Here is a 24,737-nt window from a genome sequence, read left to right as displayed (position 1 = left end):
GATCCATGCCCAGGATTCAGTTCTCGTCGACCTCTCCATGGATCGTCACGGCCGGGTTCAGCTCCCCGCGAGTTTCCTCAGCGTGCTGGGAGGGCAAGGTGTCAGTGGTGCGTCGGTCCGCCGCATTGCCGAGGACGACAGCGATGGCAGGGATGACGGCAGCCCCCAGCAGGAAGGTCCACCGCCAGGGACTGGGGGTGATGACGAGCCCGATGAAGCACAAGGTTCGCACCAGCATTGACCACAGATAGCGACGCTGACGCATCTCCAGGTCCTCGCTGGCAGATCTCTTGGCGGACGTGATGGAGTGCCGGGAGTCATGGTTCCCCCTGTGCCACCGAACACGTGCAGCGTCACTCACCCGTCCAGCCTAGGTCTGTGACGCCAATCAGGTCGAACCGTCCGAGCTCTTGGTGGTGGCCTGCGATAGGTTCATTCCATGAGTCCAGACACCCCGGGCCGCGTTGCCCTCGTCACAGGTGGATCGCGCGGTATCGGTGCTGCGATCGCCGCAGATCTGCACGCACAGGGATACCGAGTGGCTGCCACGAGTCGCTCGGCCACCGCACCTGAGGGGGTGCTGCCGGTCGCCTGCGATGTCACCGACGCGGACTCTGTCGACGCAGCATTCAGCCAGGTGGAGAAGGAGTTCGGCCCGGTTGAGGTGCTCATCGCCAACGCAGGCATCACTCGGGACGGACTCCTCGCCCGTATGAAGGAAGAGGACTTCACCGACGTTCTCGACACCAACCTCACTGGTGCCTACCGCGTCATTCGTCGCGCCGCCAGGGCGATGACTCGCGCCCGGTTCGGGCGCATCGTCCTGACCTCCTCAGTGGTCGGCCTGCTCGGTTCGCCTGGCCAGGTCAACTATGCCGCGTCGAAGGCCGGCATGGTCGGTATCGCCCGGTCCGTAACCCGCGAGCTCGGTTCCCGTGGCATCACCTGCAACCTCGTCGCTCCCGGTTTCATCTCCACCGACATGACTGACGAACTGCCCGAGAAGGTCGTCGACGACTATCTGGAGCGTATCCCGGCCAAGCGGTTGGGAACGGTTGACGATGTCGTCGCCGCTGTCCGGTTCCTCGTCTCCGACCCCGCCGGGTACATCTCCGGTGCCGTGGTCCCCGTCGACGGCGGGCTCGGCATGGGCCACTGACACCACGTACATCCATCCCCATCGACTGGAAGGACATCACCATGGGGCTTCTTGAAGGACGCACCATCCTCGTCACCGGCGTGACGATGCACACCTCGATTGCGTTCAAGGTGGCTCAGATCGCCCAGGAGCAGGGTGCACGGGTCATCGTCTCCAACCTGCCTCGGGCGGTCGGGGTCACTCGTCGCGCAGTGCGCAAGCTCGATCCGGTGCCGGAGGTGCTGGAGCTTGACGTCACCGACGACGACCAGCTCGCCGCCCTGCCCCAGCAACTGCGCGACCTCGGGGTGGAGAAGCTCGACGGCGTCGTCCACGCCATCGCCTTCGCCAACCCGAAGACGGCCCTGGGCGGCAAGTTCCTCGAGACCGAGTGGGAGGACGTCTCGGTGGCGGTGCACACTTCCACCTACTCCTACGTCTCCCTCATCACCGCCCTCGACGGGATGCTCGCCGAGCATGCCTCCGTCGTCGGTCTGACCTTCGACGCCACCGTTTCCTGGCCCTTCTACGACTGGATGGGAGTTGCCAAGGCTGGGCTGGAGTCGGCCAACCGTTATCTGGCCCGCTACATGGGTCCCAGGGGAGTTCGCTGCAACCTCGTCTCGGCCGGCCCGTTGGACACCATGGCCAAGACAGCCATTCCCGGCGCCGACGCCTTCAACGACCTGTGGGGAGAGCGTGCCCCGCTCGGCTGGGACACCAAGGACACCACTCCTGCCGCCAAGGGGATCGTTGCCCTGCTGTCCGACTGGTTCCCCGCCACCACCGGCGAGATGATCCACGTCGACGGAGGCATGGGTTCGACCGGAGCCTGATCAGGTCAGCGGCCACGAGGTGGCTGCTGTGATCGCTTGGGAGGCGGCGTTGCGCAACTGGCGCAGCGCCGCCTCCCGCGTGTGTGCGCTGTGGGCCGTGATCAGCTGGTGGGCAGAGGCGAGTCCGGCGTCACAGGCGGTCAACACGGTCCATGCCGAGTCGAGGAGCCTCTGGTCGGAGGGGCGGTGACCGGTCAGATGAGGGGCAATGGCCTCAGGACGTTCCCCGGCGACCATGCCCAGATCACTGAGCCGGGATGCCGTGGCCGTCATCGCCGAACGAAGCAGGGGAGCCGCATCGGCGGGAGTTGGTGGGGACAGCGGAGCTACTGCTCGGGCGATAGCCCACTGCATGGCAGAACCGACAGGCTGGGGGATCCACGCCGTACCGGCGGGCACGGCAGCCGAGCCTTGATGACAAATGATGACAGCCCCGGCGTCGAGAGCCGCGTGATTGACCCGAGCTGGACCGCGCAGACCGGCGAGCTGGCCGGGGGCGGGCAGTAGGAGGCCCCAGAACACCGGGGAGTCGTGGGGGGCGTGGGAGATCCGGGCCAGGGCCATCCGTATCGGGACCGAGGACAGCGGATCGTGCTCGGACAGGCCGAGGATTTCCTCGGGATCATGAACGTGGTGGGCCGCCGCCATCCCCAACAGCTCCGCCTCGGCATGGGGAGCGGTCGTGCGACCGGTACACAGCTCGTTGAGCAGACAGGTGAGACGGCAGCAGATCTCGAGCACCTGCCCAGATTAGACGCCTGAGATGACATCGAAGGCCACAGTTCCCGGCAACACCACGCCAACCTCGTCGCGCCAGCCAGTGAATGTCGCCGACACAAGGTAAGTTCATACGCATGAGTGCAGTGGCGCAGTTGGCAGGCGTGGGAGTCCGACGCGGGGAGCGATGGATCCTCGACAATGTCGACCTCGACGTCGAAGAAGGCCAGCGTTGGGTGATGGTTGGCCCCAATGGGGCGGGAAAGACGACCCTTCTGCAGGTCTTGGGAGCTGAGCTTCACCCCACTGAGGGATTGGTCGAAATCCTCGATGAGATCCTCGGAGCCGTCGATGTCTTTGAGCTGCGCCCACGTATCGGCATGGCCTCCTCGGCCCTGGCACACCGCATCCCGGCCCAGGAGAAGGTCGGGAACATCGTCGTCTCGGCTGCCTGGGCTGTCGTCGGACGCTGGCGTGAAGCCTATGACGAGCAGGATGTCACCCGCGCCGATGAGTTGCTGGAGCGTATGGGTCTGGTCGGCATGGTTGATCGCACCTGGGGCACCCTCAGCGAGGGGGAGCGCAAGCGGGTCGAAATTGCCCGAGCACTCATGACTGATCCTGAGCTGCTGCTCCTGGACGAGCCCGCGGCGGGCCTCGATCTCGCCGGTCGTGAGCAGTTGGTTGACGTGCTCTCGTCCGTCTTCACCGATCCTGATGCTCCTGCCTCAGTGCTCGTCACCCATCACCTGGAGGAGATCCCGGCTGGCGTCACCCATGCCCTGATCATGGCTGACGGCCGCATCGTGGCTGCTGGGCCAGTTGAGACGACCCTGACCTCCGAGGTTCTCTCGGGTGCCTTCGGAATGCCGCTGACCGTCAGCCATGTCGATGGCCGATGGAACGCTCGCGCCGCTCACTGATATCTGACGACGGGAGAACGCCGTGATGGAGCCCTTCGAGGACTGGCCGTGGCTGGTCTGGCTGGTCGGCTCGGCGGTGCTGGCCTGCACTGAGATGCTCACCGGTGATTTCACCCTGCTCATGTTGGCTGGTGGAGCGGCTGCTGGTGCCCTTACAGCTTTCTTCCTGCCGGGGATGATTCTGGTCCAGGCGATCGTGGCCGTGGCCGTTGCCATCCTCATGCTGGCGGTGCTGCGTCCCACCCTGTTGCGACGGGTGCGAGAGGCTCCTGGATACCGTTCGTCCTTGGACAAGTTGGTTGGCTCCAACGGCGTCGCGACCAGTGAGATCACCGATGGGCACGGACAAGTCAAGGTTGACGGCGAGGAGTGGTCGGCTCGGTCGGTCGAGCCCGGCATGACAATTGCCTCAGGCGAGAAGGTTGAGGTCTTCGAAGTGGACGGGACAACCCTCGTCGTATATCCAGTTTTCAAGAGCCTCGGTCCGTGATCTGGAGATTTGCCCCTGATCTGGGATGATGTATGCGGTGCCGGGTTGTGACCGGCACGGTCCAAGATCCCTTGCAGGAGTTTCCATGCCCCAGTTCATCGTGGTTCTGGTGATCATTGCGCTGCTCGTCGCCTTCCTGGCCTCGAGCATCAAGATCATCCACCAGCAGAAGATTGGCTTGGTCGAGCGGCTCGGAAAGTTCAACCGACGACTCACCCCCGGCCCCCACCTGGTCATCCCCATCATCGATCGCGTGCAGTACAACCTCGACATGCGTGAGCAGGTCGTCCCCTTCCCGCCGCAGGGAGTCATCACCGAGGACAACCTGATGGTGAACATCGACTCGGTCATCTACTTCCAGATCGTTGACCCCGAGCGCGCCGCTTACGAGGCCCAGTCCTACAAGACGGCCATCGAGCAGCTCACCATGACGACGCTGCGAAACATCATCGGTGGCATGGACATGGAGGCCGCTCTCACCAGCCGCGAGGAGATCAACCAGAAGCTTCGGTCGGTCCTCGATGAGGCCACCGGAAAGTGGGGTATCAAGGTCAATCGCGTGGAGTTGCGAGCTATCGAGCCGCCGCCTACCATCCGCGACGCGATGGAGAAGGGTGCGCGGGCCGAGCGTGACAAGCGGGCCGCCATTCTGTTGGCGGAAGGTCAGCGTCAGTCTCAGATCCTGTCGGCCGGTGGTGACCGGGAGTCCGCCATCTTGCGTGCCCAGGGTGATCGCGAGGCTGCCGTGCTGCGAGCCCAGGCCGACCGTCAGGCCCAGATGCTGCGGGCCGAGGGCGAGGCCCAGGCCATCACGACGGTGTTCAATGCCATCCATGCCGGCCAGCCCGACCAAGGTCTGTTGGCCTACCAGTACATGCAGATGCTGCCGACCCTGGCTCGCGGCGACTCCAACAAGGTATGGGTCGTACCGTCCGAGCTCAATGACGCCCTCAAGGGGCTGGGATCGATGGCCGGCGGTGCACCTCAGGGGTCCGATGAGGGTGGATTCTCGGTCGCCGATCCGAGCCGGTTCACCGCGCCGGAGAAGGTTGACGTCTTCGCCGAGATCGAGGCTCAGAAGGCTGAGGAGAAGGAGGCTTCCGAGGCCACCGTCCAACAGGCCATTCAGGAAGCTGCCAAGCTGGAGAATCCGGGGCTGTCAGGCAAACGTCACAAGGAGCCGAGCCAGGTTCCTGGCGCCTCGGCCCTTGCCCAGGTTGAAGCTCAGTCCGAGTCGACTGCTGCTGATCAGGGGCGACAAGGAGTTCCTGGAGACCAGGTTGATCAACCGGCCAACACCCAATACGTCGGTGATCAGCACTTTGGAGGGCAGCGGCCTTCACAGGATCAGTGAGGTAGTTGGGCCGGGGCCATGATGGCCTCGGCCTCTCTGCTATCAACGGACGGGGCGCCGATACGCGGCACGCTACGACGATGGGGGCCATTGACACTGTGCATGTTTTCTTGCATGATTATCGTGCAAGAAAACATGCACAGTTGTCGTATCCGTGTTGAGGAGTCCCATGTCCCCGTCTCGAACATATGTCCATCCTGACGCGTCGGAGATTCTCCTTCCGCGGGTTCTCTATGCGTTGAGTGATCCGATTCGTCTTGAGATGGTGCGCCGCCTGTCGCTGGTCGAGGAGGCAGACAGTCTTGACTTGGCGGATGATCTGCCGCGCTCAACCTTGACGTATCACACCCGTATCCTTCGGGAGAACGGGATCACCTTTACCCGCTCTCAAGGCAGGTCCTGCCTGATTTCTCTGCGCGCCCGAGACCTCAACGACCGTTTTCCGGGTTTACTCGACTCGGTCCTTGCCGGCTCGGCGGCCGACGTCTCCCGTGAGGACTCAGCCTCGTGATCGGCAGGTTGTGGCCTTATTTTGTGGGAACCGTCGCCCTCGGTCTCGATGCTTATGTCATTGCAGGCATGTTGCCCAAGATCGCATCGGATCTCGGCAGCAGTTCGGGCACGGTCGGGCTGGGTGTTGCGGCCTTCACAGCTGCCTACGCGATATCTGGGCCTGTTCTTGCAGGTGTTGCTGGCAGGCGGGCCGCTCGGTCACTCCTTCTAGCGCTGTCCCTCTTCGTAGCATCGAACATCATCTCCGCATTGGCGACGACAGTTGCAGTTTTTATCGCGTCGCGGCTTCTTGCAGGTGCTGCGGCCGGTGTTTACTCTCCACTGTCGTCGGCGGTGGCCGCACACAGCGTTTCGGCTGACCGGAGGGGACGCGCGTTGTCCTTGATCCTTGCGGGTTTGGCATGCGGCACTGTGTTTGGGGTTCCGCTCGGGCTGATGGTGGCTGACTGGGCCTCGTGGAGGTGGACCTTTGGCCTCATCGTCGGGGTCGGGCTATGCGCGATGCTGGGAATAGGTCTGCTTGGTCGTGGCCGGATAGCGAATGTGGAAACCCCCTCTGCGGGTGCACGCTTTGCGACTCTCGGCAAGGCGTCAAACGTGGTTACCATGCTGGTGACTCTATGTACCGGGATCGCTTCACTGGGGCTGTACACCTATTTCATACCTCTGCTTGACGGCCTGGGCCTGAGTTCGGCCCATGTATGGCTGATATGGGTGTGGGGGATAGGTGGTGCCATAGGTGCATTGTTTGTAGGTCGTGTGGTTGACGCGGCACGACGTTCGACTGTCGTGACGGCCTTGATCACCGCATTGCTCTTACTCGCATTCCTGATGCTGGCCTGGAACCCATCGGTCATCGTTGTGGCCATGAGCATTTTGTGCTGGGGGATGCTGGGGTGGGCGTCACTCGCCCCTCAGCAGCACACCCTTATGGCGGACAATCCCCATGATGGCACGACAGCTGTTGCCGCAAACGCGTCGGCAAATTATTTGGGATCGGCGATTGGATCGATGGCTGGCGCGGCCCTGGTTGACCAAGGATTCGTCGGTGAAAGCCTGGCACATGTCGCCGCAATCCCGGTCATTGTTGCGTTCCTGCTTCAGCTTGTGCGAATTCGGATGTCGACATGACGCGTCATTGTGTGGTTTCCCGCTGGCGGGCATAGCGTCCCGCCAGCACTCCGCAAGCGATGAGCTGGGCCAGGTGGAAGATCATGAGGGGCAGCACGATGAGACCGACCGGCTGTCCCGCGAACAGCACCGTCGCCATCGGTAGGCCGGTGGCCAGCGATTTCTTGGTGCCGCAAAACTGTATGGCGATACGGTCGTCACGGTCGAAGCCGAGCCATCCGGCTCCTGCCCAGGTCAACCACAGCATGAAGAACAACAGGACCAGGCATATGAGGGTCAGGACGATCATCGATGCCGGTGACACCAAGGACCACATGTGCTCGCGCATACCTTCTGAAAATGCCGAATAGACGACGAGGATGATTGACCCCTGATCGACAAATTTGAGTGGCTTACGGTGCCTTGTGACGAAATCTGCGGTCCACCGACGTGACAGCTGGCCCAACACAAACGGCAGCAGCAATTGAATGATGACATCAAGAAAGCTTGACGCCTGAATCGTCAGCCCGCCGCTCGTCGACATCATGAGGAGGGCCAGGACGGGGGTGAGGAAGGTCCCCAAGAGATTCGACGTGGTTGCTGCAACGATGGCCCCCGCGACGTTGCCGTGGGCGATCGAGGTGAAGTTGATCGACGACTGCACCGTCGAGGGCACCAGGCAAATCCACAACATGCCGACGTACAGGGTTTTGGGTATCGCCCAAGGCACTAGGCCGTGCATTGCCAGTCCGACGAGCGGAAAGACGACGAAGGTAGAGACCAGGATCGCTCCCTGTAATTTCCAATTCTTGAGACCGTCGAGAGTTTCGCGGGGTTCCAGCCGGGCACCATAGAGGAAGAACAGGATAAAAATAAGGACAGTGACGCCGTGATCGACGACGGGTACAGCCGGCCCCGTGGCAGGAAAGATCGACCCAATGATGGCCGTCATGACGATGGCGATGACGAATCCGTCGATGGGCAGCTTGCGGCGTGGCTTGGCGGAACTCACCTGCCCACGATAGCCACCGGTAGGTTGGAGCGGTGGCAACGTTCATAGACATCGACGATCCGGCCGACTCGCGCCTGGCCGATTACGTCAGCTTGCGCGACGTCAACTTGCGAAAGTCCTTGGAGGCTGAGCATGGGCTCTTCATCGCGGAGGGGGCCAAGGTCATCCGGCGCGCTTGTGAGGCGGGGTACCCGCCCAGATCATTCCTGCTGGCTCCTCGCTGGATCGACGGTCTGCGCGATCTCTTCGACGACCTTGACGTCGAGGTCTACGTCGTCTCCGAAGCCCTGTCCGAGCAGGTGACCGGGTTCCACGTCCACCGTGGTGCTCTGGCGTCGATGTGTCGACAGACCCGCTGGAGCGCCGTCGATCTCACGGATGCTCGCCGACTGGTGGTGTGCGAGGACATCGTGGACCACACCAATGTCGGCGCGATCATCCGGTGTGCCGCAGGCATCGGGTGGGACGGTGTCCTGTTGGCCCCCCGCGCTGCCGATCCGCTCTACCGTCGAGCCATCAAGACGTCGATGGGAACCGTCTTCCAGCTGCCCTGGGCCAGGCTCGAGGACTGGTCAGGTGGTCTCGACGAGCTGCGAAACCATGGCTTCACGGTGGCGGCAATGGCCCTGAGTGACGACTCGGTCACCCTGGACGAGTTCTCCGCGGACCTGCGAGCCAACCCACGGAAGGTTGCCCTGCTCATGGGCACTGAGGGGGCGGGTCTGTCGTCCCACTGGATCAGTCAGGCCGACGTCGTGGTGCGCATCCCGATGGCCGGAGGAGTGGACTCCCTCAACGTCGCAGCAGCCGCAGCGGTGGCCTGCTACGAGTTGCGGGACGTCACGCCCTCACGAATCAGCCCTTCGGGGTGAGCGGCCAGTCGTCGGGGTAGAGATGGGCCACCTTGTCGTGCTGCTCGTCGAGCTTGCGACGTGAACGCTTGGAGAGCCGGTCCCCGAAGACGACTCCGTTGCAGTGGTCGGTCTCGTGCTGCAGACAGCGGGCGAAGAAACCGGTTCCGGTGACGGTGATGTCGTTGCCCCAGGGATCCTGGCCCGTGCAGGTGGCCAGGTCGGGGCGGGCCAGGGACTGGAATCCGCCGGGCCAGGAGAGGCAGCCTTCGTCAGCCGCCTCGAGGCGGCGATCGCGTCCCTCCGGCAGGGTGACGACCGGGTTGCAGAAGGCACCATGGTGGACGATGTTGTCGGCGTCCGGGCAGATGTAGACGAACAGAGACAGGTCAACCCCCACCTGTGTTGCGGCCAGACCCACACCGTCGGCGGCGTCCATGGTGGTGAACATGTCACGAATGAGGTTCGTCAGGTCCTCGTTGAACTCGGTGACGGGGCGGGTCTGGGCGTGGAGAACAGGCTCCCCCCACCGGGTGACCCGGCGCAGGGACCCACCTTTGAACAGATCCTCCCAACGGGGGTCGTCATTGGGGGTGTGCTTGCGCATGGCTGATCTCCTGAGGTTGATGAATGTCCGGGGGTGATTGTCTCACGAGTGGGCAGGTGCCCGTGATCACCCGATGGTTGGGCCGACGAGCACCCGCATGACCCCGGGTTGGTCGATGGTGGTCTCGACCTGCCACTCGCCGGTCTGGTCGTCGCGGCAATGAATCGCGATGTGGCCCTCTTCCGGCAGTGCGGCCCAGACTCGGGTGCCGCCCTGCGTGGTCACGGTGATGTCACGCGGATTGGCCCCGGTGCCGTCGAATTCGTCAACCAGTTCGAGTCGTCCGAACCGGCCTTCCAACACCCCGACACTTCCCACCAGACGGTTGGCGACGAAGTGTTGGCCATCCGGGGAGGACACGATTGCAGACGGCTGGGCAGGTGCTTGGGAGGGATAACCTCCCCGAGAAGGGACCTTTGACCACCGCGATGACGGCGTCTCGGTGACGAATCGCCAATCCCGAGCCCACATGTCGTGTCCGGTGGGCCGTGACCAAGTGCTAACCGTTCCGGACAATTCTCCGGCGACGGTCAGGATCTGCTTGCGGCCGTCCTCGGTGAGGGTGAGGTGACGAGGGCCCATACCGGCAGGGGTCTTGAGAGAACCGATGATCTCAGGACCAGCCTCGCTCCAGCGCAGGAAACAGACACGGTCGGCCCCCAGGTCGGTGACGGCGAGGTGAGCGCGATCCAACCAGGTCACCTGGTGGGCGTGAGGCCCTTCCTGGCGGTCAGGCAGCGGGCCGGGAAAGGCGCGGTCCTGGCCCAGATCCAGGACGTGACGAACCGTCGGCCGGGTCAGGTCCGACAGATCCACGAACTCAACCTGACCGGAGGCGTAGTCGGCGATCGCCATGAGTCGACCGGTGGGATCGACGGTACCGTGACAGGGCGATTGGCCTTCCAGCTCGACGGTTCCGACAACCTGGAACTGGCGTCCGGGGTGGACTAGCCACAGGGTGCTGTCACGTTCGCAGAGCACGGCAACCACGTTGTACAGCGGCGTCACCCAGGACGCATCCCCGAGCTGGCAGCTGCCGACGATCTCGGTGTGGAGCCCGTCGGAATCATCGGTCAGCTGCCATGCGGTGATACCTCCAACTGAGACATCGGTGGTGCGATGGCAGGCAAGAACTGGGGTGAGGGCCATGATTGGCAGCCTACTCACGATGAGCCTTCCATAAGGCCACATGACGCAGGACGTGGGGTTGTCCACAAGCAATGACATCCAATGTCGTGTGGTTGTCCACAGGCCAGAAAGATGATGGCGGATGTCGCGGGCTCGGACGACAACTGAAGATGTGAGGAAATCTGTCTGTATCAGTGTGTTGATCATCGTCATCGGGACATGCCTGTTGGTCTTGCCTGCCCCTACGCGCAGCGTTGCGGCTCCGTCCGCGGAAGCTCTGTCGTGGCGAGCACGACCGACAGGTGATCGTGGCGTGCCGGCCCGGAGGCGTCCTCCCGTGCCCGGTCCCGTCATCAAGGGGTTCGATCCTCCGGCCAAGCCGTGGTTGCCCGGCAGCCGTGGGGTGGAGTTCTCGGCATCGCCGGGGGAGCCGGTGAGGACCGTCACAGCTGGGGTCGTCGTCTTCGCCGGACAAGTCGCCGGCACCGGGGTGGTCAGCATCATGTTGCCCGACGGACGGCGGACCACCCACATGCCGGTGGTTCCTGTCGTGGCGGTCGGTGACGTCGTCATTCCCGGTCAGGTCATTGGGCTAGTGGGCGTGGGACCACCATGTTCCCGGACTTGTCTGCACTGGGGACTCAAGAAAGGAACTGAGTATCAGAATCCGATGACCCTGTTGGACACCGAGGTACGTCTCCTGCCAATGCAGGGGCGAGCTCGGGTGGTGTCGGTCAGACGGGACCTTCGCCATCCCTTGGAGCTTCCCGGCGCGAAACCTCGTATGAGGTCTGCCGGTACGTTGATGCCGCCATGGCTGGGAGCCGGTCGTGATGGGGTGCTCCTCGTCGACGACCAGGTGGCTCGGGCCGTGACCCGAAGGGGTCACGCCCTGGGGTGAGCCTGACGAAAAGCCGTCCGTAGTCTCTCGGTGGATACGTGCGTGTAGATCTGAGTGGTGGCCAGTGATTCATGTCCCAGCATGTCCTGGACGGTTCGTAGATCAGCTCCGCCCTCCAGAAGGTGCGTCGCCATGGCGTGACGCAGTCCGTGGGGCCCCAGGTCGGGGGAATCCGGTTCGGCTCGCAGATGGGTGTGAACGATGCGTCTCACCACTCGTTGATCGATCCGACCACCACGGGTGCCGAGGAAGAGTGCCCTTCCAGAGGTGGAGCAGACCCATTCCTGACGACGCCCGAGCCATTCGTCGACAGCGCGCAGCGCGGGCCCTCCCATCGGCACGGTGCGTTGCTTGTTTCCCTTGCCGGTCACTCGCACCGTCTGGCGAGAGCGGTCGACGTCACCCAGGTCCAGACCACACAGCTCACCGACGCGCAGGCCGCCTCCGTAGAGCACTTCCAGGATGGCGGCATCACGGGCACCCTGCGGTGACTCATCGCTGCGCGCCTCGGCAACCGCATCGTCAAGGATGTGGCGTGCCTGCTCGACGCCGAGGGTGGTCGGCAGACGTTTCGGAGCCTTGGCCGAGGACAGGGCGGTCGTCGGGTCTCCGTCGATGAGCCCCTCGTTGGATGCCCATCGGAAGAAGACCCGCGCCGCTGACCAGCGGCGCTGCATGGTGGCCGCCGTTGCGCCAGCCAGCCGGGTGTCGGCCAGCCAGGCTCGCACGCGGGCCGTATTGATGTGTCCGATCGAGTTGACACCGTGGTCGTGCACGTGCTCCATGAGGTCGGTGAGGTCAGCCCGGTAGCCACGAATGGTGTTGGGGGAGCGATGCAGGGTTGCGAGATGATCGGAGAAGTCCTCGATGGGCACCGAGAGCGCACTCGGAAGGCGCGGGGAGTCAGGGCGGGGATTCATCGATTCCCACTGTGGCCTGTCACTGTCGGGATGGCGAGGTGGACACGCGGAGAGGAATGGTGATCTGAGAGGGAGGAGCACAGCTACGAGGAGGACGCCGGCGATTGGCTTGATCACCACTTCATGTCATAAACTGGCCGGGCAGTCCGGACTCTTTCGGGCTGACTTCGCATGCATCGACGTCATCGACACCGGACGTCCACGGTCCTGCCACGGCAGGCGGGCGAACGGTGATGCATCAGGAGGTGACGCAATCCCGCGTCGCCGCACAACCGTTTGGCACACCCGTGGTGTGCCCTGATGAGGAAGGACACGGTCATGGCCGTCGTCACCACTCGCCAGCTCCTCGAGAGCGGCGTTCACTTCGGACACCAGACCCGTCGCTGGAACCCGAAGATGAAGCGTTTCATCTTCACCGAGCGCAACGGCATCTACATCATCGACCTGCACCAGTCGTTGACCTACATCGACAAGGCTTACGCCTTCGTCAAGGAGACTGTCGCCAAGGGTGGCCAGATTCTCTTCGTCGGCACCAAGAAGCAGGCTCAGGAGTCCATCGTCGAGCAGGCCAGCCGCGTTGGCATGCCCTACGTCAACCAGCGTTGGCTCGGCGGAATGCTCACTAACTTCCAGACCATCTCGAAGCGCATCGCCCGACTCAAGGAGCTCGAGGCCATGGACTTCGACAAGGTCTCCGGCTCCGGTCTCACGAAGAAGGAGCTGCTCATGCTCTCCCGTGAGAAGGACAAGCTGGCCAAGGACCTCGGTGGCATCCGCGACATGCCGAAGACTCCTCAGGCTATCTGGGTTGTCGACACCAAGAAGGAGCACCTCGCCATCGACGAGGCTCGCAAGCTCAAGATCCCGGTTGTCGCCATCCTCGACACGAACTGCGACCCGGACGAGGTCGACTACCCGATCCCGGGCAATGACGACGCCATCCGTTCGGTGTCCCTGCTGACCCGCATCATCGCCGACGCCGCCGCCGAGGGCCTCATGGCTCGCTCCTCCGGCAAGTCCGGTGACCAGGTTGCCGAGGCTGAGCCCATGCCTGACTGGGAGCGTGAGCTCCTCCAGGGGGGCGACGCCAAGGCTGAGAACAAGACCGAGGCCAAGGCCGAGGAGCCGAAGGCCGACGCCCCCAAGGCCGACGAGGCCGAGAAGTCCAACTGAAGTTCGCCCACGTCTAGACAGGACTGAGATTACCCATGGCTATCACTGCTGCTGAGGTCAAGAAGCTGCGCGACGCCACCGGCGCCGGCATGATGGACGCCAAGAAGGCACTCACGGAGGCCGACGGCGACTTCGACAAGGCCGTTGACATCCTGCGCGTTTCCGGCGCCGCCAAGGCTGCCAAGCGTTCCGACCGCGAGGCCAGCAACGGCCTGGTCGTCGCTGCCGGTACTTCTCTGGTGCACATCGGCTCCGAGACCGACTTCGTCGCCAAGAACGAGGAGTTCATCGCCACTGCCAAGGAGATCGCCGAGGCCGTCGAGAAGGCTGGAGCCGACTCCAAGGACGCCGCCAACGCCGCCACCCTGGCCGACGGCACCACCATCGCCGACAAGCTCGGTGAGCTCGCCGCCAAGATCGGCGAGAAGATCGAGCTCGCCAACGCCGCCCACGTCGACGGCAACGCCCACGTCTACCTTCACCGTCGTTCCCAAGACCTGCCCCCGCAGGTCGGCGTGATGGTCGAGTACGAGGGTGACGACAAGGAGGCCGTGCACGGCGTCTGCCTGCAGATCGCCGCCATGAACCCGCGCTGGCTGTCTCGTGACGAGGTCCCCGCCGACGTCGTCGAGCACGAGCGCACCGTCGCCGGTGACATCGCCCGCGAGGAGGGCAAGCCCGAGAAGATCATCGACCGCATCGTCGAAGGTCGTCTCAACGGCTTCTACAAGGAGAACTGCCTGCTCGACCAGCCGGCCATCTCCGACGACAAGAAGTCCGTCGCCCAGACCCTTGAGGCCGCTGACGTCACCATCAAGCGCTTCGTGCGCTTCTCCGCTGGAGAGTGACTCCTTCCCGGTGTGAACCGGGGATGACTGACACGAACGGTCCCACCACGTGGTGGGACCGTTCGTCGTTCTCGGACTCGAGGGTTCGCTGGAGTTCAGAGGTCCCGGGCCATCCATGACGGGATCCCCGGGTAGTGAATGCCGGTCAAGACCACGGTGAACTGCGGCGGTAGCCATCCTCGGGCTAAGCTGAAGTGACGCATCCCGCGTCAATGTCCGCCGACCAGGAGAGATGATGCCAGAGCGCTACAACCGAGTTCTTCTCAAATTGTCCGGAGAGGTTTTCGGAGGGGGAGGAATCGGTGTCGACGCCGATGTCGTGGCCGCCAAGGCCCGCGAGATCGCCGATATCGCTAACAGCGGCGTCCAGGTGGCCGTCGTCGTCGGAGGTGGGAACTTCTTCCGTGGAGCTGAGCTTCAGCAACGCGGCATGCAGCGTGACCGCGCTGATTACATGGGCATGCTCGGCACTGTCATGAACTGCCTCGCCCTGCAGGATTTCTGTGAGAAGGCCGGAGTCGACACCCGCGTCCAGACCGCCATCACCATGGGCCAGGTCGCCGAACCGTACATTCCCCGCAAGGCTGAGCGTCACATGGAGAAGGGACGAGTTGTCATCTTCGGCGCTGGGTCTGGGATGCCGTACTTCTCGACCGACACCGTTGCCGCCCAGCGAGCCCTCGAGATCGGCGCGGATGCCCTGCTCATGGGCAAGCAGGGGGTGGACGGCGTCTATGACAGCGATCCCAAGACCAACCCGAACGCCCACAAGTTCGATGAACTGACCTACGACGAGTTCCTGTCACGTGACCTCAAGGTCGCCGACGCCACCGCCGTCGCCATGGCCAGGGACAACGATCTGACGATGATCTTCTTCAACCTCGAGACCCCGGGCAACATCGCCCGTGTCATCAATGGTGAGGAGATCGGCACCACCGTCCATCGCTGAACCATCGAAGACATACCAAGGAAGGACTACACAGTGAGCGACATCATCAAGGACGCCGAGAAGAAGATGGGGTCAGCGGTCGACCATGCCCGCGAGGAGTTCGCGGCCATTCGCACCGGACGTGCCAATCCCGCCATGTTCAACAAGATCATGGTCGATTACTACGGCGCCCCCACCCCCCTGCAGCAGCTCGCTAGCTTCCAGGTTCCGGAGGCTCGCACCGTCCTCATCGCCCCGTTCGACAAGAGCTGCGTCAACGAGGTCGAGAAGGCCGTCCGCGACTCGGATCTGGGGGTCAACCCCTCCAACGACGGCAACGTCGTGCGTTGTGTCCTGCCGGCCCTCACCGAGGAGCGCCGCAAGGAATACATCAAGATGGCCAAGGCGAAGGCTGAGGAAGGCCGTATCGCCGTCCGCAACGTCCGTCGCGCAAGCAACGACATCGTCAAGAAGCAGGAGAAGGACAAGGAGATCTCCGAGGACGAGATGACTCGTCTGGAGAAGGAGCTCGACCAGGTCACACGCAAGTACGTCGAACAGATCGACGAGCTCCTGAAGTCCAAGGAGAGCGAGCTCCTCGAGATCTGATCGGATTCAGGATGGACAACTCGCAGCAGAAGGCCACGGCCACACGTACCCCACGTGCTGGCCGTGATCTTCCTGCCGCCATCACCACGGGTGTGGTGCTGTGCGGGGCCGTCATCGGCACCGTCGGGTGGTGGCACTGGGGGTTCGTCCTGCTGATGGCCCTTGCTCTGGTGGCCGGAGCCATCGAGCTTCATCGAGCAATGGCTCGGCTGGGCATGGATTCTGCAGTTGTGCCGATCTGTGTCGGCACCGTGATGATGGTCGTCGGGGCCTACGCGGCCTCGACGATGGACCTCCACATCCTGCCCAACACCTTCCTCATTGCCACCCTCGGGGCGACGACGGTCGCGGCGATGGCATGGCGTCTGCCGCGCGGTTCCGACGGATTCGTCGAGGATGTCGCAGCGAGTCTGTTCACCATCGCCTACCTGCCGCTGTTGGGCTGCTTCGTCCCACTCATGATGGGAGACGACGGAGGCAGTCGGCGCATCGCCACCTGGATCCTCAGTGTCGTCGCCTCCGACACTGGCGGCTATGCCATCGGGGTGCTTTTCGGCAAGCATAAGATGGCCCCGATGATCAGCCCCAAGAAGAGCTGGGAGGGATTCGCCGGATCCGTCATCACTGCGGCCCTCGTCGGATGGGCCTGTCTGGGCGGCCTGCTCTCAGCTCCGGCATGGGCCGGTTTGCTCCTCGGCGTGGTTCTCGCGTTCACTGGGACTGCGGGAGATCTCGTCGAGTCGATGATCAAACGCGATGCCGGTATCAAGGACATGTCGAACTTTCTGCCCGGCCACGGTGGAGTGATGGACCGGCTGGACTCGGTGCTGTTCTCAGCACCCTTCGCATGGCTCGTCATGTCCCTGGTGCTGTGACCGTAGTCGCGGGGCCACTCCGCTATGAGCTTGACCAAGGTCCGATGATGTACTATTTACTGAGTAGTAGCTATTAGATATAGATGGGGGCGGAGATGGACATTATTATCATGGTCCTCATCGCCGTGTTGGTGCTGACAATGATACTACGTGGTGTCAGGAAGTCGGTATTCATTGTTTCCGTCATGGTCATCGCAGCGCTTTGCGTGATTCTGTTGTCGCTGCATGCGACGAGTGATCTGGGGCTGTCATGGTAAGGAACGACGACATCGAAGTCGAAAGTCAAACGGTGTCAGATTCGGAACGAATCCCGACTGGAGCAGGGCGGGTGTTTCCTACCGTGGGCTTCTGGGGAGCGAACCTCTTCCTGCTGGCCTACATTGGGGTTCTAGCGGGTGGATTCATCGTGCAATTCGGGTTGCATGAATACCCATGTCCACTGTGCATGCTTCAGAGGTATTCGATGATGCTTGCTTCTTTGGGGCCTCTTTACATCATTGTACGCACTCGGCGCGGGTCCGTGATGATGGCTGATTTTTGCCTGGGCTATGGCGTATCGATCCTCTCGGCGGTCCTTGGCGCAGCGGAATCGGCACGTCACATCCTGTTGCATATTCAGCCTGGGGATCCCGGGTATGGTTCCAAAGCTTTCGGGTTGAGCACCTACACTTGGGCCTTCATCACCTTTGCCATCGTCATAACATTCTGTGGCGTCATGATGATCTTCGCTCCGTGGCTTACCCCTCGTGGTGTCAAGGCCCACGCCATATCCGCTGTCATCATATGGCTATTTGCCCTCATCGTCGTGGCGAACCTCGCCATGATCGTCTTTCTTGAGGGATTCCACTTCCTCCTGCCCGGTGATCCGGCCTGCTACGAGCTGGTGCAGAACTGTTCGCCGAGATGACGTCGCGGAACCGTACTTAGCAGACGTCGACTCGTGTGGTCGGATGGTGGGAGCTGGGGATAATGGGGGCATGATGTCATCGACCGGAAGTCCCGTCAGCACGTCAGGTCTTGTTCTCCCCTCCACGCCGCTCGCCGAGCCGGGCAAGGAAGTGCCACTCGTGGTGAATACCCCGAGTCGTGCGAAACCTCCTCTTCACTGGATCGATCTGAGCGTCGAGGAGAGGGTGCAGGCAGTCAAGGGTCTCGGTCTGCCGGCCTTCCGCGCGCGCCAGATTTCCACCCACGTCTTCGACCGTTGGGAGGTTGACCCCACCGAGTGGACCGACCTGCCCAAGTCAGCCCGTCAGGAAGTCGCCGACGCCTGGTTCCCGACCCTGTTGACCCAGGTCTCCCGGCAGTCCTGCGACCGTGGCATGACCGTGAAGACTCTGTGGCGGCTACATGGCGGGGCGCTGGTGGAGTCGGTTCTCATGCATTACCCAGCCACCCGTCATTCTGCGGCTCGCACCACCTTGTGCATCTCCTCCCAGGCCGGCTGCGGCATGGCCTGCCCGTTCTGTGCGACCGGGCAGGGCGGTATCCAGCGCAACATGTCCACCGCTGAGATCGTGAGCCAGGTGCTGGCGGCCAACCGTCTCATCGAGGCTGGAGAGGTTCCCGGGGCCAGCGGCCGGGTTCACAACATCGTCTTCATGGGTATGGGCGAGCCGATGGCCAATTACCGTTCGGTGCTCACTGCGATTCGCACCTTGACCGCTGAGGGGCCCGACGGGGTTGGCATGAGTGCCCGGGCCCTGACGATCTCTACCGTTGGTCTCGTGCCGCGTGTCAAGGCGCTGACTGAGGAGGGGATACCCGTCACCCTGGCCGTCTCCCTGCATGCCCCCGACGATGAGTTGCGTGATGAACTCATCCCGGTCAACCGTCGTTGGAAGGTCGACGAGCTCCTCGATGCAGCCTGGCAGTACGCCGAGAAGACCAAGCGTCGGGTCTCGATCGAGTACGCCCTCATGAAGGACATCAACGACCAGGCTGACCGGGCCGCCGTGCTGGCTCGCCAGATCCGTCGTCGTGGCGACTGGACCTGGGCTCACGTCAACCTCATCCCGCTCAACCCGACCCCGGGTTCGCGCTGGACGGCGTCACGCCCGGAGGATCAGGACGCCTTTGTCGAGACCCTGGAGCGCTGGAAGATTCCGGTCACGGTGCGCGACACCCGAGGTTCCGAAATTGATGGCGCATGTGGTCAGTTGGCTGCTGTGGGACGCTCGGAAGGTTTGGGCAACTAGTCCATTGGGCGAGCCAGGGGGATGGCTCGGGGCGATGTGGTGCGAAAATCATCCGAAGGACGTCTGCACATGAAGGAGGTCGCTGGATGGATAGCCAGCTTGAGGACGCCTACGAGGCGGTGCTGAAGCGCAATTCGGGAGAGGCCGAGTTCCACCAGGCCGTGCGGGAGATCTTCGAGTCCCTCGGCCCGGTGCTCGAGAAGAACCCGCAGTACGTCGAGGCAGCAGTCCTGTCGCGTATCTGCGAACCGGAGCGTCAGATCATCTTCCGGGTCCCGTGGGTCGATGACAAGGGCAAGGTGCGCATCAATCGTGGCTTCCGTGTCGAGTACTCGTCGGTACTGGGGCCGTACAAGGGCGGACTGCGATTCCACCCCTCGGTGTACCTGGGAACCATCAAGTTCCTCGGTTTCGAGCAGGTCTTCAAGAATGCGCTGACCGGTATGCCGATTGGTGGTGCCAAGGGCGGCTCGGACTTCGATCCGCACGACGCCTCCGAAGATGAGGTCATGAGGTTCTGCCAGTCGTTCATGACCGAGCTCTACCGCCATCTCGGTGAGCACACCGACGTCCCTGCCGGTGACATCGGCGTCGGTGGCCGTGAGATTGGTTTCCTCTTCGGCCAGTACAAGCGGATCACCAACCGTCACGAGTCCGGGGTTCTCACCGGAAAGGGACTCACCTGGGGTGGTTCCTTGGTGCGCACCGAGGCCACCGGCTACGGTGCGGTCTTCTTCGTCCAGCGCATGCTGGCGACCAATGGGAGGTCCTTGGACGGCCTGCGAGTCACCGTCTCCGGGTCGGGCAACGTCGCCATATACGCCATCGAGAAGGCCCAGGACCTCGGTGCGACCGTCGTCGCGTGCTCGGACTCCAACGGGTACGTCGTGGATGAGAAGGGGATTGACGTCGCCCTGCTCAAGCAGGTCAAGGAGGTCGAGCGGGCACGCATCAGCGAGTACGCCGCTCGCCGCGACTCGGCCACCTTCCGCACCGACGGCTCGATCTGGGACACCACGGTTGACGTAGCCCTGCCCTGCGCGACCCAGAACGAGCTCAACGGTCAGGCGGCCGCCACGCTCATCCGGAATGGTGTGGTTGCCGTGGCCGAAGGTGCCAACATGCCATGTACCCCCGAGGCTGTGCACGCCTTCCATGATGCCGGTGTCCTCTTCGCTCCCGGCAAGGCCTCCAACGCTGGTGGTGTGGCCACCTCGGCCCTGGAGATGCAGCAAAATGCCGCGCGCGACTCCTGGGACTTCGACGCCACCGAGGCCCGCCTGCAGCAGATCATGGCTGACATCCATGATCGCTGCATCGAGACCGCTGACGCCTATGGACACCCAGGCGACTACGTCATGGGTGCCAACATCGCCGGATTCACCAAAGTGGCGGACGCCGTCATCGCGATGGGTGTCGTCTGAGCTCCTCCATCCCACCTGGTCCGCCGCCGGTGGCAGCGAGATGATGGACGTCAGCAAGGGTGGCACACTCGGTCAGATCGGCCCCTTCACGAGTCCGGACGGATCCGGTGCTGTCTGCTCCGGCTGCTCGACCATCTCGATCTCGATGTGGGACGGGCTCATCGATGCGGCTCTGGGTGGACCAAACCAAACAGACCGCGGGGATCGAGGGGGACACAATCCCACTGGATCGTCGTGGAACCCGGCGACATCCGCACAGTCAGGCCGTGGGGACTGGAGATGACGTCAAGTTTCGCGATGAAGGTCTCGCCCTGCCAACCACCGCTTGCCGCGATGTCTATGGAACCCTCACCGACACGGCAGTGACACGTCAGCCACTCGTCATGGCCGACGACGAGGTCGAGAGCGGCGTCGAAGATGCCGAACTGGGGTTGGGCGCAGTGCCATGACATCGCCCAGCCGTCACCGTCACCGCGAGGGGACACGACAATGTGAGAACCATCGACGATTCCCTGCACCGAGCGCGCCGGGTCGAACTTCCCGGAGACCGTGGGCAGGGTGCGGACAATTTCCTCGGGCTTGGGATCGATCCCCTCCACCAGCGCCGGAACGAGATGATCCCAGACGATCTGCAGAATCGCCTGTTTGTCCCCGGGGCCCTCGCCGACCTCATTGGTCATGACGACGACAGCGTCGACCTCGGGGATGACGAGGGCGAACTGGCCGAAGGCGCCGTCAAGACGGTAGCCGTGGCTCGAGATCCAGGTCTGCCAGCCATAACCCAGTCCCCACTCGGGGCCGGTGAGGCCATCGGATCCGACATGCTTGACGCGGTGCTGCTCGATCCATTCCCGGGGGAGCAGACGCTTGCCGTCATGGATGCCGTCGTCGAGGAGGAGCTGGGCGAACCGACCCATGTCCTCGGCGTCGATGTGCAGGCCACTGAACCCCAACGGAATGCCATCCATGTCGCCGGCCCAGCTGTGTGGCCCACAACCCAGCGGTTCCAGTACCTCTCGGGTGATGATGGCGTCGACATCCACCCCGGTGTGTCGACGCACGATCCGAGAGAGCAGCCAGGTGCCGAGATTGTTGTAGGCGAAGTCGGCCCCGGGACGTCCGGCAGGTTCGGTCGCCAACCACAGCTGAGCGGTCTCGGTGCTGGGAATTCGCAGTACGCCCAGGGGAGGCTCGGTGAGTTGTTCGGGGGAGTGGCCACTCGCCATCGCCAGGACGTCACGGACCCTGATGGATCTGGCTATCGGGCCGGTCTCACCGGTGCAGGAGGTGGGCAACAGGTTGGCCAGGGTGTCGTCGTACCCGAAGGCGCCACGGTCCACTGCGATGCCGACGGCAGCAGAGGTGAAGGTCTTCGAGCAGGAATAGACGAGGCCGGGGACGTCGGGGCTCCAGGGTGCCCAGCGACGCCGCCCGACGACCTGTCCGTGCTGACGGACGATGAGTCGATGGGGGTGGGCCCCGGCTTCTTCGAGGGCATCCGCGGTGATGTCGAGGACACTGTCGATCATGAATCCACTGTAGGGCCGCTGACCAGGGCATTGAGACGACGATTGAACGGATTCTCCCTCGAATCGGCCCTTCGGAATGGTCGTGACAGACTGGCAGGGTGAAGAAGGTCATCATTCTCGGCTCCACTGGATCGATCGGAACGCAGACCCTGGAGGTCATTGCGTCACGCCGTGACCAATTCGAGGTCGCCGGCATATCGGCAGGTGGTTCAGACGTTGGCCTGCTGGCCCAGCAGGTACTCGACTTCTCCATTCCCGTGGTGGCGATCGCACGGGAGGACGCAGCCGAGGAACTCATGAGAGCACTGGCTGTCCAGGCCGGGTCCCGCGATGTCCCGGTGCCCGATCCTCAGATCCTGGCTGGTCCGGAGGCTTCGACTCAGCTGGCCGGGATGCCCGCTGACGTCGTCTGCAATGCCATCACCGGAGCTGCCGGTCTGCGCCCGACCCTGGCAACCCTTGCTGCCGGGACGACCCTGGCCCTGGCCAACAAGGAGTCCCTGGTCATCGGTGGCAGGCTCGTCACTCAGGCGGCCGCTCCCGGACAGATCGTCGCGGTCGACTCGGAGCACTCCGCCTTTGCCCAGTGTCTGCGCGGAGGTGGACGCAATGAGGTGCGCCGTCTCGTCCTGACGGCCTCCGGTGGTCCGTTCCGCGGCCGTGACAGGGAGTCCCTGGCTGACGTCACCGCCTCCGACGCCATGAAGCACCCCACCTGGAACATGGGCCGCGTCATCACGATCAACTCCTCGACCTTGGTCAACAAGGGCTTGGAACTGCTCGAGGCCGCCCTGCTCTATGACGTCGACCTCGACGACATCACCGTCGTCGTCCATCCCCAGTCCGTCGTCCACTCCATGGTGGAGTTCTGGGACGGCGCCACCATCGCCCAGGCATCTCCACCCGACATGAGGCTGCCGATCGCCCTGGGTCTGTCGTGGCCCGATCGCATCCCTGACACCGCGGCTGGTTGTGACTGGTCGACGGCCACCCAGTGGACCTTTGAGCCGCTGGACAACGAGACCTTCGGGGCTGTCGAACTGGCGCGTTGCTCGGGTAAGGCGTCCGGCACCGCTCCGGCCGTCTTCAATGCCGCCAACGAGTCCTGTGTCGACGCCTTCTGCGAGGGCCGCATCGGATTCCTCGACATCACTGACACCATCGCCACCGTCCTCGACGAGCATCTGTCCGGTGACGGCAATGGCGCGCCTGGCGCTCGTCACATCGGTGACGAAGCCCTCAGCCTCGACGCCGTGCTGGCGGCCGACTCGTGGGGCCGCCGCCGCGCCGCCGAGCTGTGCGCACGGGGACGCGGCCAGTGACCGTACTGGTCGAGGTGCTGGCGGGGATCCTCTTCTTCGCCCTCATCATCCTTTCGGTTCTGCTGCACGAGTGTGGCCACTTCATCCCGGCCAAGATCTTCGGGGTCAAGGTCACCGAGTTCTTCGCCGGATTCGGGCCCAAGATGTGGTCGGTCGAACGCGGCGAGACCGAGTACGGGTTCAAGTGGATACCGCTCGGCGGCTACGTGCGCCTGGTCGGGATGTATCCCGCCGAGGTGCATCACCGTCATGCCAACAAGCTGACGAAGCTGGCCGACGAGGCCAGGGCGGCCGAGGCCGAGGAGATCACTGACGCGGACCGCGGACGTCTCTTCAGCGACAAGCCCGTCTGGCAGCGTCTCATCATCATGAGTGGCGGAATCCTCACCAACCTGCTGCTGGCCTTCCTGTTGTTCTGGGGAGTGTTCGGCATCTACGGCCGGCCCGCCGAGACGACCACGGTGGCCGCGGTGACTCCGTGTGTCCAGATGGCCAGGACACAGGAGTGCTCGTCGGACGACCCGCCGGCCCCGGCAGCGAGAGCCGGGCTGCAGCCGGGGGACCGCATTGTCTCCTTCAACGGCGAACAGGTCGAGTCCTGGTCCCAGTTGCAAGAACTCATCCGTGACAACGGGGACGGGGGAGTCCGTCTGGAGGTGGAGCGGGACGGTCACCTGGTGGCTCTGAAACCGACTCGGACCATCCTCAATGAGATGCCAGACATCAACAACCCTGGCCGCAGCGTCAAGGTGGGATATCTGGGATTCAGCCCGACGATGGTGATCGTTCATTCCGGGCCGGGGGATACCGTCTCCCAGATGTGGGTGATGTCGCAGCAGTCGTTGAGCGCCCTGGCCAGACTCCCCGTGCTGACCTGGAATGTCGCCTCCGACATGGTCACCGGCAAGACTCGTGATGTCAACAGCCCGATGAGCATCGTGGGAGCGTCGCGAGTTGCCGGAGACATCGCAGGCAATGGGCAACTGACTTTCGGGGACAAGGTTGCCTCGGGAACGAGCTTGCTCGGTGGCCTCAATCTCTTCCTCTTCTGGTTCAACGTGGTGCCCCTGCCACCCATGGATGGCGGACATATCGCCGGAGCCATCTACGAGGCGTGCAAACGGCGGATCTTCCGGCTTGCGGGAAAGCCTGATCCGGGCCCGGCCGATACCGCGATGATGCTGCCCGTGGCATGGGTCATCGGCGTCCTCATGCTTGCCATGGGGCTCATCCTCGTCGTCGCTGACGTCGTTTCCCCAGTCAAGATCTTCTGACTCTCCGGCAATCCTGTGAATTAGCCGTGAGATGCCGGGTTGCCACGGAATGATGGG

At 63.3% G+C, this 24,737-nt stretch carries 25 protein-coding genes and 1 pseudogene; 19 read left to right on the top strand and 7 right to left on the bottom strand.

All coding sequences use genetic code 11. The annotated features are described in order from the left end of the window. Positions 1-16 precede the first annotated feature (16 nt). Positions 17-304, bottom strand: a complete 288-nt coding sequence (locus HMPREF9153_RS11670) for a DUF3099 domain-containing protein (RefSeq protein ID WP_306425498.1) — start codon at positions 302-304, stop codon at positions 17-19. Between the two features lie 135 nt (positions 305-439). On the opposite strand from HMPREF9153_RS11670, the gene fabG reads away from it, so the two are divergent. Then, entirely contained in the window at positions 440-1,159 is a 720-nt protein-coding gene (gene fabG, locus HMPREF9153_RS00765) for a 3-oxoacyl-ACP reductase FabG (protein WP_004808725.1), read from the top strand. A gap of 41 nt (positions 1,160-1,200) precedes the next feature. Beyond that, on the top strand, positions 1,201-1,974 hold the full coding sequence (fabI, locus tag HMPREF9153_RS00760) for an enoyl-ACP reductase FabI (protein ID WP_004808724.1): 774 nt from the start codon (positions 1,201-1,203) through the stop codon (positions 1,972-1,974). Here fabI and HMPREF9153_RS00755 read toward each other — a convergent pair whose 3' ends face one another. Next, positions 1,975-2,715, bottom strand: coding sequence for an Rv1486c family protein (locus HMPREF9153_RS00755; protein ID WP_004808723.1), 741 nt, complete (start codon positions 2,713-2,715; stop codon positions 1,975-1,977). 113 nt (positions 2,716-2,828) lie between these two features. Here HMPREF9153_RS00755 and HMPREF9153_RS00750 point away from each other — a divergent pair, with 113 nt between their 5' ends. The 5 genes from HMPREF9153_RS00750 to HMPREF9153_RS00730 all read left to right on the top strand — a co-directional run bounded on the left by HMPREF9153_RS00750 (position 2,829) and on the right by HMPREF9153_RS00730 (position 7,102). Beyond that, positions 2,829-3,614: an ABC transporter ATP-binding protein gene (locus HMPREF9153_RS00750; protein ID WP_036979508.1), complete on the top strand. Its 786-nt coding sequence runs from the start codon at positions 2,829-2,831 to the stop codon at positions 3,612-3,614. Positions 3,615-3,639: 25 nt separating this feature from the next. Next, positions 3,640-4,104, top strand: coding sequence for an NfeD family protein (locus HMPREF9153_RS00745; RefSeq protein WP_004808721.1), 465 nt, complete (start codon positions 3,640-3,642; stop codon positions 4,102-4,104). A gap of 85 nt (positions 4,105-4,189) precedes the next feature. Beyond that, on the top strand, positions 4,190-5,458 hold the full coding sequence (locus HMPREF9153_RS00740) for an SPFH domain-containing protein (RefSeq protein WP_004808720.1): 1,269 nt from the start codon (positions 4,190-4,192) through the stop codon (positions 5,456-5,458). Positions 5,459-5,627: 169 nt separating this feature from the next. Continuing rightward, positions 5,628-5,969, top strand: coding sequence for an ArsR/SmtB family transcription factor (locus HMPREF9153_RS00735; protein WP_004808719.1), 342 nt, complete (start codon positions 5,628-5,630; stop codon positions 5,967-5,969). Further along, the gene (locus HMPREF9153_RS00730) at positions 5,966-7,102 is read left to right on the top strand and encodes an MFS transporter (RefSeq protein WP_004808718.1); all 1,137 of its coding nucleotides are present in this window, start codon (positions 5,966-5,968) and stop codon (positions 7,100-7,102) included. Before HMPREF9153_RS00735 ends, HMPREF9153_RS00730 begins: the two co-directional genes overlap by 4 nt. Positions 7,103-7,106: 4 nt before the next feature. Here the strand turns inward: HMPREF9153_RS00730 and HMPREF9153_RS00725 are convergent, their stop codons facing one another. After that, on the bottom strand, positions 7,107-8,093 hold the full coding sequence (locus HMPREF9153_RS00725) for a bile acid:sodium symporter family protein (RefSeq protein ID WP_004808717.1): 987 nt from the start codon (positions 8,091-8,093) through the stop codon (positions 7,107-7,109). Positions 8,094-8,125: 32 nt separating this feature from the next. On the opposite strand from HMPREF9153_RS00725, the gene HMPREF9153_RS00720 reads away from it, so the two are divergent. After that, on the top strand, positions 8,126-8,965 hold the full coding sequence (locus HMPREF9153_RS00720) for a TrmH family RNA methyltransferase (protein WP_004808716.1): 840 nt from the start codon (positions 8,126-8,128) through the stop codon (positions 8,963-8,965). On the opposite strand, the gene def is transcribed toward HMPREF9153_RS00720, so the two are convergent. Further along, a complete protein-coding gene (gene def, locus HMPREF9153_RS00715) occupies positions 8,949-9,551 on the bottom strand; it encodes a peptide deformylase (protein WP_004808715.1) in 603 nt (200 codons plus the stop codon). The genes HMPREF9153_RS00720 and def overlap by 17 nt on opposite strands. 66 nt (positions 9,552-9,617) lie before the next feature. After that, positions 9,618-10,700, bottom strand: coding sequence for a lactonase family protein (locus tag HMPREF9153_RS00710; protein WP_036979503.1), 1,083 nt, complete (start codon positions 10,698-10,700; stop codon positions 9,618-9,620). A gap of 151 nt (positions 10,701-10,851) precedes the next feature. Here HMPREF9153_RS00710 and HMPREF9153_RS00705 point away from each other — a divergent pair. Next, positions 10,852-11,603: pseudogene (locus tag HMPREF9153_RS00705) on the top strand (peptidoglycan DD-metalloendopeptidase family protein). On the opposite strand, the gene HMPREF9153_RS00700 reads toward HMPREF9153_RS00705, so the two are convergent. After that, positions 11,565-12,500, bottom strand: a complete 936-nt coding sequence (locus HMPREF9153_RS00700) for a tyrosine recombinase XerC (RefSeq protein WP_036979501.1) — start codon at positions 12,498-12,500, stop codon at positions 11,565-11,567. The pseudogene HMPREF9153_RS00705 and the gene HMPREF9153_RS00700 overlap by 39 nt on opposite strands. A gap of 318 nt (positions 12,501-12,818) precedes the next feature. Here HMPREF9153_RS00700 and rpsB point away from each other — a divergent pair, with 318 nt between their 5' ends. The 8 genes from rpsB (at position 12,819) to gdhA (ending at position 20,555) form a co-directional block, all read left to right on the top strand. Continuing rightward, the gene (gene rpsB / locus HMPREF9153_RS00695; RefSeq protein WP_036979499.1) at positions 12,819-13,673 is read left to right on the top strand and encodes a 30S ribosomal protein S2; all 855 of its coding nucleotides are present in this window, start codon (positions 12,819-12,821) and stop codon (positions 13,671-13,673) included. A 35-nt stretch (positions 13,674-13,708) separates the two neighbouring features. After that, positions 13,709-14,521 (top strand): translation elongation factor Ts, encoded by an 813-nt coding sequence (gene tsf / locus HMPREF9153_RS00690; RefSeq protein WP_004808710.1) that lies wholly within the window; start codon positions 13,709-13,711, stop codon positions 14,519-14,521. A 232-nt stretch (positions 14,522-14,753) separates the two neighbouring features. Continuing rightward, positions 14,754-15,470 carry a UMP kinase gene (gene pyrH / locus HMPREF9153_RS00685; protein WP_004808709.1) on the top strand — a complete coding sequence of 239 codons (717 nt, stop codon included), beginning with the start codon at positions 14,754-14,756 and terminating at the stop codon, positions 15,468-15,470. A 33-nt stretch (positions 15,471-15,503) separates the two neighbouring features. Continuing rightward, entirely contained in the window at positions 15,504-16,058 is a 555-nt protein-coding gene (frr, locus tag HMPREF9153_RS00680) for a ribosome recycling factor (RefSeq protein ID WP_004808708.1), read from the top strand. Between the two features lie 11 nt (positions 16,059-16,069). Further along, on the top strand, positions 16,070-16,933 hold the full coding sequence (locus tag HMPREF9153_RS00675) for a phosphatidate cytidylyltransferase (protein ID WP_004808707.1): 864 nt from the start codon (positions 16,070-16,072) through the stop codon (positions 16,931-16,933). 250 nt (positions 16,934-17,183) lie between these two features. Beyond that, positions 17,184-17,840 carry a disulfide bond formation protein B gene (locus tag HMPREF9153_RS00665; RefSeq protein WP_004808705.1) on the top strand — a complete coding sequence of 219 codons (657 nt, stop codon included), beginning with the start codon at positions 17,184-17,186 and terminating at the stop codon, positions 17,838-17,840. Between the two features lie 73 nt (positions 17,841-17,913). Then, complete coding sequence (gene rlmN / locus HMPREF9153_RS00660) at positions 17,914-19,131, top strand: dual-specificity RNA methyltransferase RlmN (RefSeq protein ID WP_036901915.1); 1,218 nt, start codon at positions 17,914-17,916, stop codon at positions 19,129-19,131. Positions 19,132-19,217: 86 nt separating this feature from the next. After that, positions 19,218-20,555 (top strand): NADP-specific glutamate dehydrogenase, encoded by a 1,338-nt coding sequence (gene gdhA / locus HMPREF9153_RS00655; RefSeq protein ID WP_004808703.1) that lies wholly within the window; start codon positions 19,218-19,220, stop codon positions 20,553-20,555. Positions 20,556-20,713: 158 nt separating this feature from the next. Here the strand turns inward: gdhA and HMPREF9153_RS00650 are convergent, their stop codons facing one another. After that, positions 20,714-22,084, bottom strand: a complete 1,371-nt coding sequence (locus tag HMPREF9153_RS00650) for a serine hydrolase domain-containing protein (protein WP_004808702.1) — start codon at positions 22,082-22,084, stop codon at positions 20,714-20,716. Between the two features lie 98 nt (positions 22,085-22,182). Here HMPREF9153_RS00650 and dxr point away from each other — a divergent pair, with 98 nt between their 5' ends. Together dxr and HMPREF9153_RS00640 are read left to right on the top strand one after the other, a co-directional pair. After that, on the top strand, positions 22,183-23,406 hold the full coding sequence (gene dxr, locus HMPREF9153_RS00645; RefSeq protein WP_004808701.1) for a 1-deoxy-D-xylulose-5-phosphate reductoisomerase: 1,224 nt from the start codon (positions 22,183-22,185) through the stop codon (positions 23,404-23,406). After that, positions 23,403-24,680, top strand: coding sequence for a M50 family metallopeptidase (locus HMPREF9153_RS00640; RefSeq protein ID WP_023031682.1), 1,278 nt, complete (start codon positions 23,403-23,405; stop codon positions 24,678-24,680). Before dxr ends, HMPREF9153_RS00640 begins: the two co-directional genes overlap by 4 nt. The last annotated feature ends 57 nt before the right edge of the window (positions 24,681-24,737 follow it).

Source organism: Cutibacterium avidum ATCC 25577, assembly GCF_000227295.1.
GTDB classification, from domain to species: Bacteria; Actinomycetota; Actinomycetes; order Propionibacteriales; family Propionibacteriaceae; genus Cutibacterium; species Cutibacterium avidum.
This window is presented reverse-complemented; position numbering and strand designations above follow the sequence as displayed.

Bases quoted from the DNA above. Each gene is read 5' to 3' on its own strand.
- fabG (WP_004808725.1), top strand. From the start codon at position 440: ATGAGTCCAGACACCCCGGGCCGCGTTGCCCTCGTCACAGGTGGATCG.
- fabI (WP_004808724.1), top strand. From the start codon at position 1,201: ATGGGGCTTCTTGAAGGACGCACCATCCTCGTCACCGGCGTGACGATG.
- HMPREF9153_RS00750 (WP_036979508.1), top strand. From the start codon at position 2,829: ATGAGTGCAGTGGCGCAGTTGGCAGGCGTGGGAGTCCGACGCGGGGAG.
- HMPREF9153_RS00745 (WP_004808721.1), top strand. From the start codon at position 3,640: ATGGAGCCCTTCGAGGACTGGCCGTGGCTGGTCTGGCTGGTCGGCTCG.
- HMPREF9153_RS00740 (WP_004808720.1), top strand. From the start codon at position 4,190: ATGCCCCAGTTCATCGTGGTTCTGGTGATCATTGCGCTGCTCGTCGCC.
- HMPREF9153_RS00735 (WP_004808719.1), top strand. From the start codon at position 5,628: ATGTCCCCGTCTCGAACATATGTCCATCCTGACGCGTCGGAGATTCTC.
- def (WP_004808715.1), bottom strand. From the start codon at position 9,551: ATGCGCAAGCACACCCCCAATGACGACCCCCGTTGGGAGGATCTGTTC.
- HMPREF9153_RS00710 (WP_036979503.1), bottom strand. From the start codon at position 10,700: ATGGCCCTCACCCCAGTTCTTGCCTGCCATCGCACCACCGATGTCTCA.
- HMPREF9153_RS00700 (WP_036979501.1), bottom strand. From the start codon at position 12,500: ATGAATCCCCGCCCTGACTCCCCGCGCCTTCCGAGTGCGCTCTCGGTG.
- rpsB (WP_036979499.1), top strand. From the start codon at position 12,819: ATGGCCGTCGTCACCACTCGCCAGCTCCTCGAGAGCGGCGTTCACTTC.
- tsf (WP_004808710.1), top strand. From the start codon at position 13,709: ATGGCTATCACTGCTGCTGAGGTCAAGAAGCTGCGCGACGCCACCGGC.
- pyrH (WP_004808709.1), top strand. From the start codon at position 14,754: ATGATGCCAGAGCGCTACAACCGAGTTCTTCTCAAATTGTCCGGAGAG.
- HMPREF9153_RS00675 (WP_004808707.1), top strand. From the start codon at position 16,070: ATGGACAACTCGCAGCAGAAGGCCACGGCCACACGTACCCCACGTGCT.
- HMPREF9153_RS00665 (WP_004808705.1), top strand. From the start codon at position 17,184: ATGGTAAGGAACGACGACATCGAAGTCGAAAGTCAAACGGTGTCAGAT.
- rlmN (WP_036901915.1), top strand. From the start codon at position 17,914: ATGTCATCGACCGGAAGTCCCGTCAGCACGTCAGGTCTTGTTCTCCCC.
- gdhA (WP_004808703.1), top strand. From the start codon at position 19,218: ATGGATAGCCAGCTTGAGGACGCCTACGAGGCGGTGCTGAAGCGCAAT.
- HMPREF9153_RS00650 (WP_004808702.1), bottom strand. From the start codon at position 22,084: ATGATCGACAGTGTCCTCGACATCACCGCGGATGCCCTCGAAGAAGCC.